The organism is Streptomyces sp. NPDC002156 (genome assembly GCF_053593675.1).
In genome coordinates this window covers 1-14266 of sequence record NZ_JBSFDA010000116.1, presented here as the reverse complement: position 1 = coordinate 14266, position 14266 = coordinate 1, and the positions used below count along the sequence as shown (strand labels likewise).

The 14266-nt window shown below is 68.4% G+C and carries 11 protein-coding genes; 7 read left to right on the top strand and 4 right to left on the bottom strand.

Annotation, left to right across the window (positions count from 1 at the left end; genetic code table 11):
* The first annotated feature begins 153 nt into the window (after positions 1-153).
* The 3 genes from ACWCRB_RS34445 (at position 154) to ACWCRB_RS34435 (ending at position 2057) form a co-directional block, all read left to right on the top strand.
* On the top strand, positions 154-366 hold the full coding sequence (locus ACWCRB_RS34445) for a DUF5326 family protein (protein WP_450999818.1): 213 nt from the start codon (positions 154-156) through the stop codon (positions 364-366).
* Positions 367-593: 227 nt separating this feature from the next.
* Entirely contained in the window at positions 594-1520 is a 927-nt protein-coding gene (locus ACWCRB_RS34440; protein WP_450999830.1) for an IclR family transcriptional regulator, read from the top strand.
* Positions 1521-1619: 99 nt separating this feature from the next.
* A complete protein-coding gene (locus tag ACWCRB_RS34435) occupies positions 1620-2057 on the top strand; it encodes an SsgA family sporulation/cell division regulator (protein WP_235476861.1) in 438 nt (145 codons plus the stop codon).
* Positions 2058-2135: 78 nt separating this feature from the next.
* Here ACWCRB_RS34435 and ACWCRB_RS34430 read toward each other — a convergent pair whose 3' ends face one another.
* On the bottom strand, positions 2136-3758 hold the full coding sequence (locus tag ACWCRB_RS34430) for a YibE/F family protein (RefSeq protein WP_450999817.1): 1623 nt from the start codon (positions 3756-3758) through the stop codon (positions 2136-2138).
* Between the two features lie 616 nt (positions 3759-4374).
* Between ACWCRB_RS34430 and thiC the strand changes: the two genes are divergently transcribed.
* On the top strand, positions 4375-6177 hold the full coding sequence (gene thiC / locus ACWCRB_RS34425) for a phosphomethylpyrimidine synthase ThiC (RefSeq protein ID WP_450999816.1): 1803 nt from the start codon (positions 4375-4377) through the stop codon (positions 6175-6177).
* 92 nt (positions 6178-6269) lie between these two features.
* Here thiC and ACWCRB_RS34420 read toward each other — a convergent pair whose 3' ends face one another.
* The 3 genes from ACWCRB_RS34420 to ACWCRB_RS34410 form a co-directional block, all read right to left on the bottom strand.
* Positions 6270-7142: a hypothetical protein gene (locus ACWCRB_RS34420; RefSeq protein WP_450999815.1), complete on the bottom strand. Its 873-nt coding sequence runs from the start codon at positions 7140-7142 to the stop codon at positions 6270-6272.
* 205 nt (positions 7143-7347) lie between these two features.
* Entirely contained in the window at positions 7348-8481 is a 1134-nt protein-coding gene (locus tag ACWCRB_RS34415; RefSeq protein ID WP_450999814.1) for a metallophosphoesterase, read from the bottom strand.
* Positions 8482-8879: 398 nt separating this feature from the next.
* A complete protein-coding gene (locus tag ACWCRB_RS34410) occupies positions 8880-9992 on the bottom strand; it encodes a LacI family DNA-binding transcriptional regulator (protein WP_450999813.1) in 1113 nt (370 codons plus the stop codon).
* Positions 9993-10433: 441 nt separating this feature from the next.
* Between ACWCRB_RS34410 and hisC the strand changes: the two genes are divergently transcribed.
* The 3 genes from hisC (at position 10434) to cydB (ending at position 14199) form a co-directional block, all read left to right on the top strand.
* Entirely contained in the window at positions 10434-11513 is a 1080-nt protein-coding gene (hisC, locus tag ACWCRB_RS34405; RefSeq protein WP_450999812.1) for a histidinol-phosphate transaminase, read from the top strand.
* Between the two features lie 151 nt (positions 11514-11664).
* Positions 11665-13173 (top strand): cytochrome ubiquinol oxidase subunit I, encoded by a 1509-nt coding sequence (locus tag ACWCRB_RS34400; RefSeq protein ID WP_450999811.1) that lies wholly within the window; start codon positions 11665-11667, stop codon positions 13171-13173.
* Positions 13174-13194: 21 nt separating this feature from the next.
* Positions 13195-14199: a cytochrome d ubiquinol oxidase subunit II gene (gene cydB / locus ACWCRB_RS34395; RefSeq protein ID WP_450999810.1), complete on the top strand. Its 1005-nt coding sequence runs from the start codon at positions 13195-13197 to the stop codon at positions 14197-14199.
* Positions 14200-14266 lie beyond the last annotated feature (67 nt).

Here is a 14266-nt window from a genome sequence, read left to right as displayed (position 1 = left end):
CTAGGGGTTCGATCAGGGGAGGACAAGGGATGCGAGGCCCCCGCCGGGTCCCCTCCGCCCCTAGCATCGAAGGCGGAACATCGAATGTCCCGGCACGAGCGAAGGGCACAGGCCCCGGCAGATGCGACGGGCGGAGAAGTAAGGAAAAGGGCGATGCGAGAGATCTTCGCGGGAATGCCGTGGTGGGTGAAGTGGGTCGCGGTGCCGGTCATCGCCCTCGTCGTGTTCGGCGGGCTGATAGTCAGCATCGCCACCATCGTCATCGGCCTGCTCTTCAAGGCGCTGGTCTTCGTCGCCCTGGTCGGCGGACTCATCTACGTCGTACGGAAGTTCATGTCGAGTTCGTCGTCGCGCAGCGACTGGTGACCGCCGAGGGGTGATCGGGGTGCGGGAGCGGGACGGCGCGGGCGCCGGTAACAGGATTCGTCGGTTCCCTCGGGCGGGGGAAGTTTCCCGTACGGGCCGTCTGCGCGCGGTGACAGGCGGTTAGAGTCCGGAATTCGACGCGGGGACGGCCCCCGCGGACGGCGCATCCCCTCCTTCCGTGTCTCTCCGCACGGGCAGCCCCCTCGCCTTCGAGAGTGACCCTCGTCATGGTCGACACCGCACCCGCGGCACCACAGGCTCCACCCGTACAGCGCCGGCCCGAGCAGCGGGCCGCGCCCTCCCCGGGGACGCGCGTCCGGCCCACCGAGAGACCCGCGCCGGCACCCGTGCCCTCGCTCGTACCGGCACCTGTCCCCGTGCTCGTGCCGCCCGCCGAACCGCACCCCACGGCGACCCTGATCGGCTCCGTGCAGCGGGCGATGCGACTGCTGGAGTCCGTCGCCGCACATGAACACGGCGCTCCCGCCAAGCAGCTGGCCCGCGAGACCGGTCTCGCCCTCCCGACCGCCTACCACCTGCTGCGGACGCTCGTCTTCGAAGGCTATCTGCGGCGCGAGAAGGGGCTGTTCTTCCTCGGCGAGGCGGCCGAACAGTTGGGCAGCAGCGGTGCGCAGCAAAAGCGGCGCAGCACGGTGGTGGACGCACTCGCGCACTGGCGGGACGCGATCGGCGTACCCGTGTACTACGCGGTGTACCGCGACGGCGAGGTCGAGGTCATGTGCGTCTCCGACACCCCCGCCAACCCGGCGGTCGAGGAGTGGGCGGACTTCCGTGAGACCGGGCACGCACACGCCGTCGGACAGTGCCTGCTCTCGCAGTTGGACGAGCAGGACCGCCGCGACCATCTCGAACGCCACCCCGTGCAGGCGGTCACCCCCTACACGGTGCGTGACAGCCACGCGCTGCTGCGCCGCCTCGACCGGATGCGGCGGATGGAAGTGGTCGTGGAGCGGCAGGAGTACGCGCTGGGGACGGTCTGCGCGGCGATTCCGATCACCATCGGATCCACGGCCGCCACTTTGGCCATTTCTCTACCTTCCAGCCAGGCTGATCGACTGCTAATCGCGGCACAGCAGTTGCAAACAGAGGTCGGAAGACTGCTCGGGTCGCTTGCGATCTCTATCAGTATCTGAAAACTCACTCCTTGTGATTCACCGTGTACTTTCAGCAAGATGCGAGCAGTATCAGAGCGATGATTCCAGGCCAGTTCACGGCAAGTGACGGGGTAGGCGATGCGCGAGTCGGTGCAGGCAGAAGTCATGATGAGCTTTCTTGTCTCGGAGGAGCTCTCCTTCCGCATTCCGGTGGAGCTGCGCTACGAGACCTGTGATCCCTATGCCGTCCGGCTGACCTTCCATTTGCCTGGCGACGCCCCTGTGACCTGGGCCTTCGGGCGCGAGCTGCTGATCGACGGCGTGGGGCGGCCGTGCGGGGACGGAGATGTGCGGATCTCGCCCGCCGACGCGGATGTCCTGGGCGAGGTGCTGATCCGGCTTCAGGTCGGCGGCGACCAGGCGCTGTTCCGCTCCGGTGCGGCGCCGCTGGTGGCGTTCCTCGACCGCACGGACAAGCTTGTGCCGCTGGGGCAGGAGCGTTCCCTCGCCGACTTCGACGCCCACCTCGACGAGGCGCTGGTCCGCATCCTGGCGGAGGAACAGAGCGCCGGCTGAGCGGATCGGCGACGGAGCCCCCGGCGGTGACGTAACGCTTCTCCTCCTCGCCGGGAGGAGAAGCGCGCCCGGCCTCCGTCAGTGCTTGCGGCGACGGCCCTTCCCTGCGCGGGCCGGGGCCGACTGGGCCGCCGCCCCTGCTCCCGCTCCCGCCCCTGCCGCCGCGGGAGTTCCGGGCCCGGCCCCCGTTGCCGCTCCCGCAGCCGGAGACGCCGTGCCCGGGCGGTCGGCCGAGACCATCAGGGCCGCGAGGAGCGTGGTCACCGGCACGGACGCCACCAGGCCGATCGAGCCCACCAGGGTCCGTACGATCTCCTCCGCGACGAGTTCGCTGTTGGCGACCGTCCCGACGCTGCTCTGCGCGATCGAGAAGAGCAGCAGCAGCGGCAACGCGGCGCCCGCGTAGGCGAGGACGAGGGTGTTGACGACGGACGCGATGTGGTCGCGGCCGATGCGGATGCCTGCGCGATACAGCCCGCGCCACCCCATCGTCGGATTGGCCGCGTGGAGCTCCCAGACCGCCGATGTCTGCGTCACCGTCACATCGTCGAGGACACCGAGCGAACCGATGATGACGCCCGCGAGCAGCAGGCCGCTCATGTCGATGGACGGATACAGGCCATGGATCAGGCCCGTGTTGTCGTCCGTGTTGCCGGTGAGCGCGGCCCAGTCGATGAACCCCGAGCCGAGGACGCCGATCAGCACCAGCGAGATCAGGGTGCCGAGCACCGCCACGGACGTACGGGCCGAGAGGCCGTGGCACATGTAGAGCGCGATCAGCATGATGGCGCTGGCCCCGATGACCGCCACGACCAGCGGATTCGAGCCCTGGAGGATCGCCGGCAGGATGAAGAAGGTCAGCACCATGAAGCTGACGGCCAGTGCGACCAGCGCCATCACACCGCGCATACGGCCGACGACCACGACGGCGAGCGCGAAGATGCCGGCCAGCACGGCCATGGGGAGCCTGCGGTTCACGTCGGTGACCGAGTACTGCAGGTCCCTCGGCGCGGAGGGCTCGTAGGCGACCACGACCTTCTCGCCCTGGTGCAACTGCCGTGACTGGTCCGGCTGGACGATCTCCGTGAACGTACGGCCCTTGTCGTCACCGGTGTCGACCCGGATCGTCGCCCTCTTGCAGTCGCCGGTCGCCTGCTGCTGGGCGGAGGAGCCCTCGGCGGTGGACGTGTCGCCGGTCGGGGTGTCCCCCGAGGCGTTGACGGACTTGCAGTCCACCGCGACGACCTTGGTGACCGTCGCCTCCTGGGTCTGCCGGTCGAAGCCGACGCCGGTGCGCTCGTGCGCGGGGGCGCCCCCGGGCCACAGCACCGCGAGCCCGACCACGACCGCCGCGGCGAACGGGATCAGGATCGCGCCGATGATCTTCCGCAGATGGATGGAGACAGGGGCGGCCGGGCCATGGCTGTGACTGTGGCCGTGCGAGGAACCGTGCTTGTCGTCGGGTCCGTGGGAGTCGTCGGACCCGGGTCCGTGCCCACCCCCATGCTCGCCACCCGGTCCGGCCCCGTGCCCGCCACCTTGTCCGAGGCCATGGCCACCACCGGACTTGCCGCCAGGTCCGCCGCTGTGACCGTCGCCGGGGCCGTTCCCGTGTCCATGGGCTGCGCCTTGTCCCGGGCCGGAGCCGTGATCGTGCCCGCCGCCTGCCCCGGCGCCAGGACCTCGCCCGCCACCGGACATCGGAAGGGGGCCGAACTGACCGGTCCCGGGCCCCTCGGCTCCGTACCCGGGACCTGGGCCTTGGCCGCCCGGGCCCGTTCGGCCGCCTTGACCCGCCCCCGATCCGGGCCCGTAGCCGCGATCGATCCGCTGACCGGGCCCGTGTCCGGGACCGGCACTCGGTCCGGCCGCTCCGCCGGCGCCGCTGCCCGTTCCGGCTCTGGTTCCGGGCGCACCATCGGGTCCGCCGGGGCCGTCGCCCAGCCGGAACCTGTGCTGCGGGCCGGTGTCGTCGCCATTTCCGCTGCCCGGCCCGGAGGCGCGCCCGGCACCGCTTCCGCGCGGTGGCTCGGAGGGCGGGTACGGGGGTCCTTGCGTCGTGGTCACCGCCCGATCATCGCAAGAACGACAGGGGCCCTCTGTTCACCTCGCCCAAATTGACGCTAGCGTGGAGGCACCTTTGCACACGCGGGAGCTCGGAGCACCGGGCTGAGAGGGCGCTGACCTCCGTCTTTGCGATGTTTCACGTGGAACATGTGGAACGAGTGATGTTTCACATGAAACATCGGCAGACGGAAGCCGCTGCGTCGACCGCTGAACCTGTTACCGGGTAATGCCGGCGTAGGGAGTAGGTCTCATGACCATCAAGGACGTACGCACGCCTGCCTCCAGCCAGGACGAACAGCCCGCCCAGGGCGAACAGTCCCAGGAGGCCGGGAAGTCCATCGGCTGGCACAAGGGGTATGTCGGCGGCTCGCGCCCCGACCTGCGGGTGCCGGTCCGTCAGGTGCACCTCACCAATGGGAAGTCGGTCACCCTGTACGACACGTCGGGCCCGTACACCGACCCGCTGGTCGACACCGACGTCCGCAGGGGGCTGGCGCCGCTGCGCGACAACTGGATCATCGCCCGCGGCGACACCGAGGAGTACGCGGGCCGTCCTGTCCGTCCGGAGGACGACGGGATCAAGCACACCTCGCCGCGCGGCGGGCTCAGGAACCTCGACGCGGTGTTCCCGGGACGGCCCCGGCAGCCGCGCCGGAGCCGGACCGGACAGGCGGTGACGCAACTCGCGTACGCCCGCCGCGGGGAGATCACGCCCGAAATGGAGTTCGTGGCCGTCCGGGAGAACATCGACCCCGAGGTGGTCCGTGAGGAGATCGCCGCCGGGCGTGCGGTACTGCCCGCCAACGTCAACCACCCGGAGATCGAGCCGATGATCATCGGCAAGCGGTTCCTGGTGAAGGTCAACGCCAACATCGGCAACTCCGCCGTCACCTCCTCCATCGAGGAGGAGGTCGAGAAGATGACCTGGGCGACGCGCTGGGGCGCCGACACGGTCATGGACCTGTCCACCGGCCGCAACATCCACACCACCCGTGAATGGGTGCTGCGCAACTCCCCCGTTCCGATCGGCACGGTGCCGCTCTATCAGGCGTTGGAGAAGGTGGACGGCAGGGCCGAGGAACTGACCTGGGAGATCTACAAGGACACGGTCGTCGAACAGGCCGAGCAGGGCGTCGACTACATGACGGTGCACGCGGGCGTCCGCCTGGCGTACGTACCGCTCACCGCGAACCGCAAGACCGGCATCGTCTCGCGCGGCGGTTCGATCATGGCGGCGTGGTGCCTGGCGCACCACAAGGAGTCGTTCCTGTACACGAACTTCGAAGAACTGTGCGAGATCCTCGCCGCGTACGACGTCACGTACTCGCTCGGCGACGGCCTGCGGCCCGGCTCGATCGCGGACGCCAACGACCAGGCACAGTTCGCGGAGTTGCGGACGCTGGGGGAACTCAACACGATCGCGAAGCGTTTCCATGTACAGACGATGATCGAAGGCCCGGGACACGTCCCGATGCACAAGATCAAGGAGAACATCGACCTACAGCAGGAGATCTGTGATGAAGCTCCGTTCTATACGCTTGGCCCGCTGACGACAGACGTCGCGCCTGCGTACGACCACATCACTTCCGGCATCGGTGCCGCGATGATCGCCTGGTGGGGCACGGCCATGCTCTGCTATGTCACGCCCAAGGAGCACTTGGGCCTGCCCAATCGTGACGACGTCAAGACCGGCGTCATCACCTACAAGATCGCCGCCCACGCAGCCGACCTCGCCAAGGGGCACCCAGGTGCGCAGGAATGGGATGACGCGCTCTCCGACGCCCGCTTCGAGTTCCGGTGGGAGGACCAGTTCAACCTGGCCCTCGACCCGGACACAGCACGCGAGTTCCACGACGAGACCCTGCCGGCCGAGCCCGCCAAGACGGCCCACTTCTGCTCGATGTGCGGGCCGAAGTTCTGCAGCATGAAGATCTCGCACGACATCCGCCGAGAACACGGCAGTACACCGGTGGAGATCGAGCAGGGCATGGCGCAGAAGTCGAAGGAGTTCGCGGCCGCGGGCAACCGGGTCTATCTGCCGATCGCGGACTGACACCGGCAAGGGCGCTGTGCGGAAGCCCAGGTGGTCAGGCGGCTTCGCTGCCGCCCGCTCCACCTGAGTCCTGCGTGCGGACCACCGGTCGGTCACTCCGGCGGGTGGTCCGGGCCTCCGAAGTCGGGGCTGGTGAAGTCCGGGCTGGTGAAGCTCGGGCGGTGGCTCCTCGTGGGGCCGTCATCGGGGCTGCTGAAGCCGGGCCGGTTGTAGCCGAGGTTCGGCATGCGGCCGGTGGTGGGTTCCGGGGCCGGTTTGCGGTTCATGGCCGCCGTACCGGGGTCGGCGAGGGCCTCGCGGAGGAACGGCAGGATGCCGCGCTCCAGCAGGGCCTCGCGCCAGGCTTCCCTGGCCTGGGCCACCTCCCCGGTCAGTTCGCCGTACGCCCCGGCCTCCTCCTGGTCCGGGCTGTTGCGCAGGGCGGTGAGCAGCAGGCCGACCGCGGCGACGAGTATCGCTGCCGCGGTCACCGCACCGAACACCCATCCGGTGGTGAGCATGGTCTGGGCGAACGCCGGCTCGGGGTCGAGCATCTTGAGGATGTAGCCCACGAGCAGGAAGATCGCCGCGGCCGTGCCCGCGAGGACGGGAGCCAGGACCGCGACAACGGCGACGGCGCCCGCCCCGGCGGTCTCGGCGGTGACCTCGCCCATGCCGGTGGCGAACCCCATGGCGCTCGGGCCCGGCTCGGTGGAGCCGGTGCCGCGGACGGACGGGTTGGACGGCGCCGGGTGGCGCAGTTCGTCGCGCACCTTCACGTAGTGCTGGTATTCGGCCGCCGCGGCGACCGTGATGAGCGCCGTGGCGTTCAGTGCCATGGTGCGCAGTTGTTCGGGGTTCAGCCGCTGACCGACGGCGGCCAGTTCCGGGCGGTGTGGGGCGGAGCGCAGCGCCTCATCGAGGATCCGCTCGTATTCCTGGCGGTCCTCGTTCAGCAGGTGCTGCGGAACGCTGTTCATGTGCATCCCCCGATGCTCCGTAGGGCTTGGGGCTCGGCATGCTGACGAGCCGTCGGGCAGAAACGGAGGGGAGCCTGCTACGGATAAGCCGATGGTAGAGCGGCGACGGCGCGCGGTGACAGGGGGTTTGAAGAAATTGCCGTGTGACTGTCCCCCGCCCGATGCGGTTCACCGCCGGGGGACGCCTGCCCCAGGAACGCCCGGATATCCGTCAGAGATCCAGCGGAAGTTCCTGGACCAGCAGTTTTCCGGCCATGGTCACGCCGCCGTCCATTGCGATGGCGAGTCCGTCGGCGTAGACATGCGGATGTTCGATGTTCGGACCGGAACTGTCCTCGCCGTCGTCCTCGGTGCCGACTTCGCCCACCAGATAGGGGATGGGGCTGTGGCCGTGAACGATGCGGGTGCCGCCGTACGTATCGAGAAGGGAGCGTACGGCCTCGACACCGCCCTCGTCGCGGAAGGAGAAGCGCTTGGTGAACTTGCGGAACAGATCCCACACCTCGTCCGCGTCGTTGCGCGTGATCGTCTCGCGGACGGTGTCGTTGACCGCCTCGATCGAGTCGCCGTAGTCGAGGTAGGCGGTGGTGTCCGAGTGCACGAGCAGATGGCCGTCGACCTCCTCGATCGCGTCGAGGCGGGCCATCCACTGGAGATGGTGGTCCTGCAGCCGGTCCATGTCGGTCTTCTGGCCGCCGTTGAGCAGCCAGGCCGCCTGGAAGGTGGCCGTGCCCGCGCCCGAGTTGACGGGGGTGTCACCGAACCGCTTGGCGCCGAGGAGCAGCAGCTCGTGGTTGCCCATGAGGGCCTTGCAGTAGCCGCCGGCCGCGGCGGCCTCGGCGGACAGCCGCATCACCAGATCGATGACGCCGATGCCGTCCGGGCCGCGGTCGGTGAAGTCGCCGAGGAACCAGAGCCGGGCGGTGCCCGCGGACCAGTTGCACTCGCTGTCGATCAGGCCCTGCTCCTGGAGGGCGCCCACCAGTTCGTCGAGGTAGCCGTGGACGTCCCCGACGACGAACAGGGGTCCCGGGCCGTCGGCGGCCAGGTCGGCGGGGTCGACGGTCACCTGAAGCGTGTCACCGCGGTTGATGACGGGCAGGTCGCGCTGGGTCGGCGTGTACCCGTCGGGGTACTCGTCCAGATCCGCCAGGGTCTGCACGCCCTCCGCGGTCTCCTGGACCTCGGTGTCGGCCGTCCCGGCTGGGATGTCGCCGGGGGCCGTGCCGTCGGCGTACGGACCGGTCTCATGGACGTACGCGGGCACCCGGAAGTCGCGCAACGTCGCCGTCCGCGTCACCTCGGGTCCCTGACCGGCCCCCTGAGTCATCGACCCCTCCACCATCGCGCCGCATCTGCACCGCATCGGACTGCCTGGTCGCAGCGGCCCGCGGTGTCGTGGGCCCATCATAGGAATGCGGATCGCGCCATGTGATGACCCAGGGGTGGTGAATCGGCGAAGGAGCCCAGTTCACCGCGGCTTTCGCCCCGATTCGGAGGGGCTTTCCCGTACGGGACCGCCCTGGACTCCCCTGCTTCGTACTTTGCTCCACCCCTCGGACACCGACGCTTCGTACGATCATGACACCGGCGCCCGTGAACTGTCCCGAGGCCGGTGCCCGCGTTCCTGAACGGGGCCGGGCTCCCGATTCCCCTACGGGGCCGACCCCTCGTACGGCCCCGCTCCCCGGGAGCCCGCCCCGGACAAGCCCACGTTCCCCGCCCCTCGTCACCGCCCCCGGATCAGCCTTCCTCGGGCGACCGCGGCGGACTGACCGTGGTACGCGGCGGACGGCGCTGCGAGGACGTCCGCACGATCAGTTCCGTCGGTATCACCTGCTCGACCGGCAGGTCCGAATCGACGTTCTCGATGGCGTCGATCAGGAGCTGGACCACGGCCGTGCCGATCCGGCGCGGCTTCAGGGAGAGCGTGGTGATCGGCGGCTCGGTGTTGGCGTACACCGTGGACTCGCTGCAGCAGACCAGCAGCAGGTCGTCCGGGACGCGCAGGCCGTAGCGGCGGGCCGCGGCGAGCAGGTCGGTGCCGTTCGGGTCGAAGAGGCCGTAGACGGCGTCCGGACGGTCCGGACGGGCCAGCAGCCGGTCGGCGGCCACGGCTCCCGCGCACGGGTCGTGCGCCGGATAGGACTCGTACACCGGGTCCTGGCCGACCCGCTCGCACCAGTGCAGGTACGCCGTGGTGGAGAGGTGGGTGTAGGTGTCGGTGGAGGTCCCCGTCAGGAGGCCGATGCGGCGGGCGCCGGCGGCGGCCAGGTGGTCGAGGATGCCCAGGACCGCCGCCTCGTGGTCGTTGTCGACCCACGCGGTGACCGGGAGCGAGCCCGCCGGGCGGCCGTCGGAGACGACCGGGAGGCCCTGCCGGACGAGTTCGGTGACCACCGGGTCGTGGTCGGACGGGTCGATGACGACCGTGCCGTCCAGGGCGACGTTCGACCACACGTCGTGACGCGAGGTCGCGGGGAGGATGACCAGGGCGTAGCCCCGCGCGAGCGCGGCCGAGGTGGCAGCTCTCGCCATCTCCGCGAAGTACGCGAACTCGGTGAAGGTGAAAGGTTCATCCCCGTACGTCGTCACGGTCAGGCCGATCAGTCCTGACTTGCCGGTACGGAGGGTTCGGGCCGCGGCCGACGGGCGATAGCCCAGCCGGTCCGCGACCTCACGGACATGGCGTCGGGTGGCGTCCGGGAGCCGGCCCTTTCCGTTGAGGGCGTCGGAGACGGTCGTGATCGAGACCCCGGCGGCGGCGGCCACGTCTCTGATGCCTGCCCGTCCCGGCCGATTGCCTCGTCGGGTTGTCTCCGCGCGGCTCACCTGGTGCTTCCCTGCTGCTGTCATGGCGAGCCGATAGTAGGGCTCATGCGGTGGGGTAGTGCGGACGCATATGCAGCCGTTGACAGGCACGTTTCTGCATGGTCAAAACTCATCAACTGCCTTAGAAAGAAAGTCAGTTGAACGATATTACTGCCCTACGTGACTTGTCCGCGCGCATAGGCCTGCCAAGTGACCGATGTTTCGAAGAGGTCTCAACTCACCTCTACGAGGGATGCGCGCCACGGCGTGAGCCACCGGCGCGTGCCATGAGGTGCGATGCGCCCCCCATTTCGTACAACTTTGTACGGTGATACCCCTGATGCCTGTGGGACAGGTGGGGTTGGCGCACGCAGGGCGGGGCGAAGTCGGTGGACGTGTTCCGGACACGGCCGACCCGTACGCAGCGGCGCCGAATCCTCATAAGGTGAGGAGTATTGGTAGCTGGTGGTCACGAGGAGGACTGTGGTGAGCGAGACGAGCCCCAAGCTGCGTGCCGAGCTGGAGGGTATCCCCACCTACAAGCCGGGCAGGCCGGCCGCGGCCGACGGTCCGGTGGCCTACAAACTGTCCTCGAACGAGAACCCGTATCCGCCGCTGCCCGGCGTGCTGGAGACCGTGACGGCCGCGGCCGGGGCCTTCAACCGATACCCGGACATGGCCTGTACGGGGCTCATGAACGAGCTGGCCGAACGTTTCGCCGTGCCGGTCTCCCACATCGCCACCGGCACCGGTTCGGTCGGCGTCGCGCAGCAGCTGGTCCAGTCGACCAGTGGGCCCGGCGACGAGGTGATCTACGCCTGGCGGTCCTTCGAGGCCTATCCGATCATCACGCAGATCAGCGGCGCCACGTCGGTCAAGGTTCCGTTGACGCCCGGGGACGTGCACGACCTCGACGCGATGGCGGACGCGATCACCGACCGGACCCGGCTGATCTTCGTCTGCAACCCCAACAACCCGACGGGGACGGCTGTACGGCGGACCGAGCTGGAGCGGTTCCTGGACCGGGTGCCCGATGATGTGCTGGTCGTACTGGACGAGGCCTACAAGGAGTTCGTCCGGGACATCGAGGTGCCGGACGGGGTCGTGCTCTACCGCGACCGGCCGAACGTCTGTGTGCTGCGGACCTTCTCCAAGGCGTACGGCCTCGCCGGGCTCCGGGTCGGGTTCGCGATCGCGCACGAGCCGGTGGCGGCGGCGCTGCGCAAGACGGCGGTGCCGTTCGGGGTGAGCCAGCTCGCACAGGACGCGGCGGTGGCCTCGCTGCGGGCCGAGGACGCGCTGCTCGGCCGGGTCGGTTCACTGGTGTCCGAGCGCACCCGGGTGGTCGACGGGCTGCGCGGCCAGGGCTGGACGGTGCCCGACACCCAGGCGAACTTCGTGTGGCTGCGGCTGGGGGAGCGCACGGTGGACTTCGCGGCGGTGTGCGAGCGGGCCGGGGTGGTCGTGCGGCCGTTCGCGGGCGAGGGGGTTCGGGTGACGGTCGGCGAGACCGAGGCGAACGACATCTTCCTGAAGGTGACGGAGGGCTTCCGGAAGGAGATCTAGGGCACATTCGGATGCTGTTTCAGCTGGTCAGAGCTGGTGAGGGGGTCGCTGCCGAGCAGGCGGGGACCCCCCTTCATCCACTGAGGAAACGGTGCTGCATAATTGCTTGTGAATGTGAACGCTTTCACAAGCGTAGGTAAGGAGCGGCACCGTGGACCTGGCTCTGGCGCCGGAGACCCTGGCGCGATGGCAGTTCGGCATCACCACCGTCTACCACTTCCTGTTCGTCCCGCTGACGATCTCCCTGGCCGCGCTCACCGCCGGCCTGCAGACCGCCTGGGTGCGCACGGAGAAGGAGAAGTACCTCAAGGCCACCAAGTTCTGGGGCAAGCTCTTCCTGATCAACATCGCGATGGGTGTCGTCACCGGCATCGTGCAGGAGTTCCAGTTCGGCATGAACTGGTCCGACTACTCGCGCTTCGTCGGCGATGTCTTCGGTGCCCCGCTCGCCTTCGAGGCGCTGATCGCCTTCTTCTTCGAGTCCACCTTCATCGGACTGTGGATCTTCGGCTGGGACAAGCTGCCGAAGAAGATCCATCTGGCCTGCATCTGGATGGTCTCGATCGGCACGATCCTGTCGGCGTACTTCATCCTCGCGGCCAACTCCTGGATGCAGCACCCCGTCGGCTACCGGATCAACGAGCAGAAGGGGCGCGCCGAACTCACCGACTTCTGGCTGGTCCTCACCCAGAACACCGCGCTGACCCAGGTCTTCCACACCCTCTCCGCGGCCTTCCTCACGGGTGGCGCCTTCATGGTCGGCATCGCCGCCTTCCACCTGACGCGCAAGAAGCACATCGACGTGATGAAGACCTCGCTGCGGCTCGGCCTGGTCACCGTCGTCATCGGCGGTCTGCTCACCGCGATCAGCGGCGACACCCTCGGCAAGGTCATGTTCAAGCAGCAGCCGATGAAGATGGCCGCCGCCGAGGCACTGTGGGACGGCGAGGCGCCCGCGCCCTTCTCCGTCTTCGCCTACGGGGACGTGGACAAGGGCCACAACAAGGTCGCCATCGAGATCCCGGGCCTGCTGTCCTTCCTCGCCAACGACGACTTCAGCTCGTACGTCCCCGGCATCAACGACGTCAACAAGGCCGAGCAGGAGAAGTTCGGGCCCGGCGACTACCGGCCCAACATCCCGGTCGCCTACTGGGGCTTCCGCTGGATGATCGGCTTCGGCATGACGTCCTTCGCGATCGGGCTGGCCGGACTCTGGCTGACCCGCAAGAAGTTCATGCTGCCCCAGCATCTGCGGGTCGGCGACGACGAGGTGCCCAACCTCTCGCTGCTCCCCGGCAAGGCCCTCGGCCCGACGCTCACCAAGTGGTACTGGCGCATCGCCATCCTCACCCTGGGCTTCCCGCTGATCGCCAGCTCCTGGGGCTGGATCTTCACCGAGATGGGCCGTCAGCCCTGGGTCGTGTACGGCATCTTCCAGACCCGGGACGCGGTCTCCCCCGGGGTCTCGCAGGGCGAGATCCTCACCTCGATGATCGTCTTCACCTCGCTCTACGCGATTCTCGCCGTCATCGAGGTCAAGCTCCTCGTGAAGTACGTCAAGGCCGGACCGCCCGAACTGACCGAGGCCGACCTCAACCCGCCCACGAAGATCGGCGGCGACCCACAGGACGCCGACAAGCCGATGGCCTTCTCCTACTAGGCCCAGGGAGCTGGAATCGCCATGCAACTTCACGACGTCTGGTTCGTGCTCATCGCCGTCCTGTGGATCGGCTACTTCTTCCTGGAGGGCTTCGACTTCGGGGTCGGTGTCCTCACCAAGCTGCTCGCCCGCGACCGGGCCGAGAAGCGGGTCCTCATCAACACCATCGGACCCGTCTGGGACGGCAACGAGGTGTGGCTGCTCTCGGCGGGCGGCGCGACCTTCGCCGCCTTTCCCGAGTGGTACGCCACCCTCTTCTCCGGCTTCTATCTGCCGTTGCTGCTCATCCTGGTCTGTCTGATCCTGCGGGGCGTCGCCTTCGAGTACCGCGTGAAGCGGGCCGAGGAGAACTGGCAGCGCAACTGGGAGACAGTGATCTTCTGGACCTCGCTGCTGCCCGCGTTCATGTGGGGCGTGGCCTTCGCCAACATCGTGCGCGGGGTGAAGATCGACGCGGACTTCAACTACGCCGGGAATCTCGCCGATCTGCTCAACCCGTACGCCCTGCTCGGCGGCCTGGTCACCCTGTCGCTGTTCACCTTCCACGGCACGGTGTTCGTCGGTCTCAAGACCGTCGGGGACATCCGGGAACGGGCACGGAAGCTGGCGGTTCGCGTCGGACTCGTGGCCGCCGTGGTCGCGCTCGCTTTCCTGACCTGGACCCAGGCCGACAAGGGTGACGGTGGTTCCCTGGCCGCGATGATCGTGGCCGTGCTCGCTCTCGTCGCCGCGCTGGGGGCGGCACAGAAGGGGCGTGAGGGCTGGGCGTTCGCGTTCTCCGGGGTCACTATCGTGGCAGCCGTCGCGATGCTGTTCCTGACGCTCTTCCCGAACGTCATGCCGTCCTCGCTCAACCCGGACTGGAACCTCACGGTCACCAACGCCTCGTCGAGCCCGTACACGCTGAAGATCATGACGTGGTGTGCGGGGATCGCCACCCCGCTGGTCCTGCTCTACCAGGGCTGGACGTACTGGGTGTTCCGCAAGCGGATCGGCACGCACCACATCGCCGAAGCCGCGCACTGAGTTGTCCCTGGCTGTGTCGACTGCGTCCGCGGGAGGTGGTTTCGCGATGTTTCACGTGAAACATCGC

Bases quoted from the DNA above. Each gene is read 5' to 3' on its own strand.
- ACWCRB_RS34440 (WP_450999830.1), top strand. From the start codon at position 594: ATGGTCGACACCGCACCCGCGGCACCACAGGCTCCACCCGTACAGCGC.
- cydB (WP_450999810.1), top strand. From the start codon at position 13,195: ATGCAACTTCACGACGTCTGGTTCGTGCTCATCGCCGTCCTGTGGATC.
- ACWCRB_RS34445 (WP_450999818.1), top strand. From the start codon at position 154: ATGCGAGAGATCTTCGCGGGAATGCCGTGGTGGGTGAAGTGGGTCGCG.
- ACWCRB_RS34420 (WP_450999815.1), bottom strand. From the start codon at position 7,142: ATGCACATGAACAGCGTTCCGCAGCACCTGCTGAACGAGGACCGCCAG.
- ACWCRB_RS34410 (WP_450999813.1), bottom strand. From the start codon at position 9,992: ATGACAGCAGCAGGGAAGCACCAGGTGAGCCGCGCGGAGACAACCCGA.
- ACWCRB_RS34430 (WP_450999817.1), bottom strand. From the start codon at position 3,758: ATGTCCGGTGGCGGGCGAGGTCCTGGCGCCGGGGCAGGCGGCGGGCAC.
- ACWCRB_RS34415 (WP_450999814.1), bottom strand. From the start codon at position 8,481: ATGGTGGAGGGGTCGATGACTCAGGGGGCCGGTCAGGGACCCGAGGTG.
- ACWCRB_RS34435 (WP_235476861.1), top strand. From the start codon at position 1,620: ATGCGCGAGTCGGTGCAGGCAGAAGTCATGATGAGCTTTCTTGTCTCG.
- thiC (WP_450999816.1), top strand. From the start codon at position 4,375: ATGACCATCAAGGACGTACGCACGCCTGCCTCCAGCCAGGACGAACAG.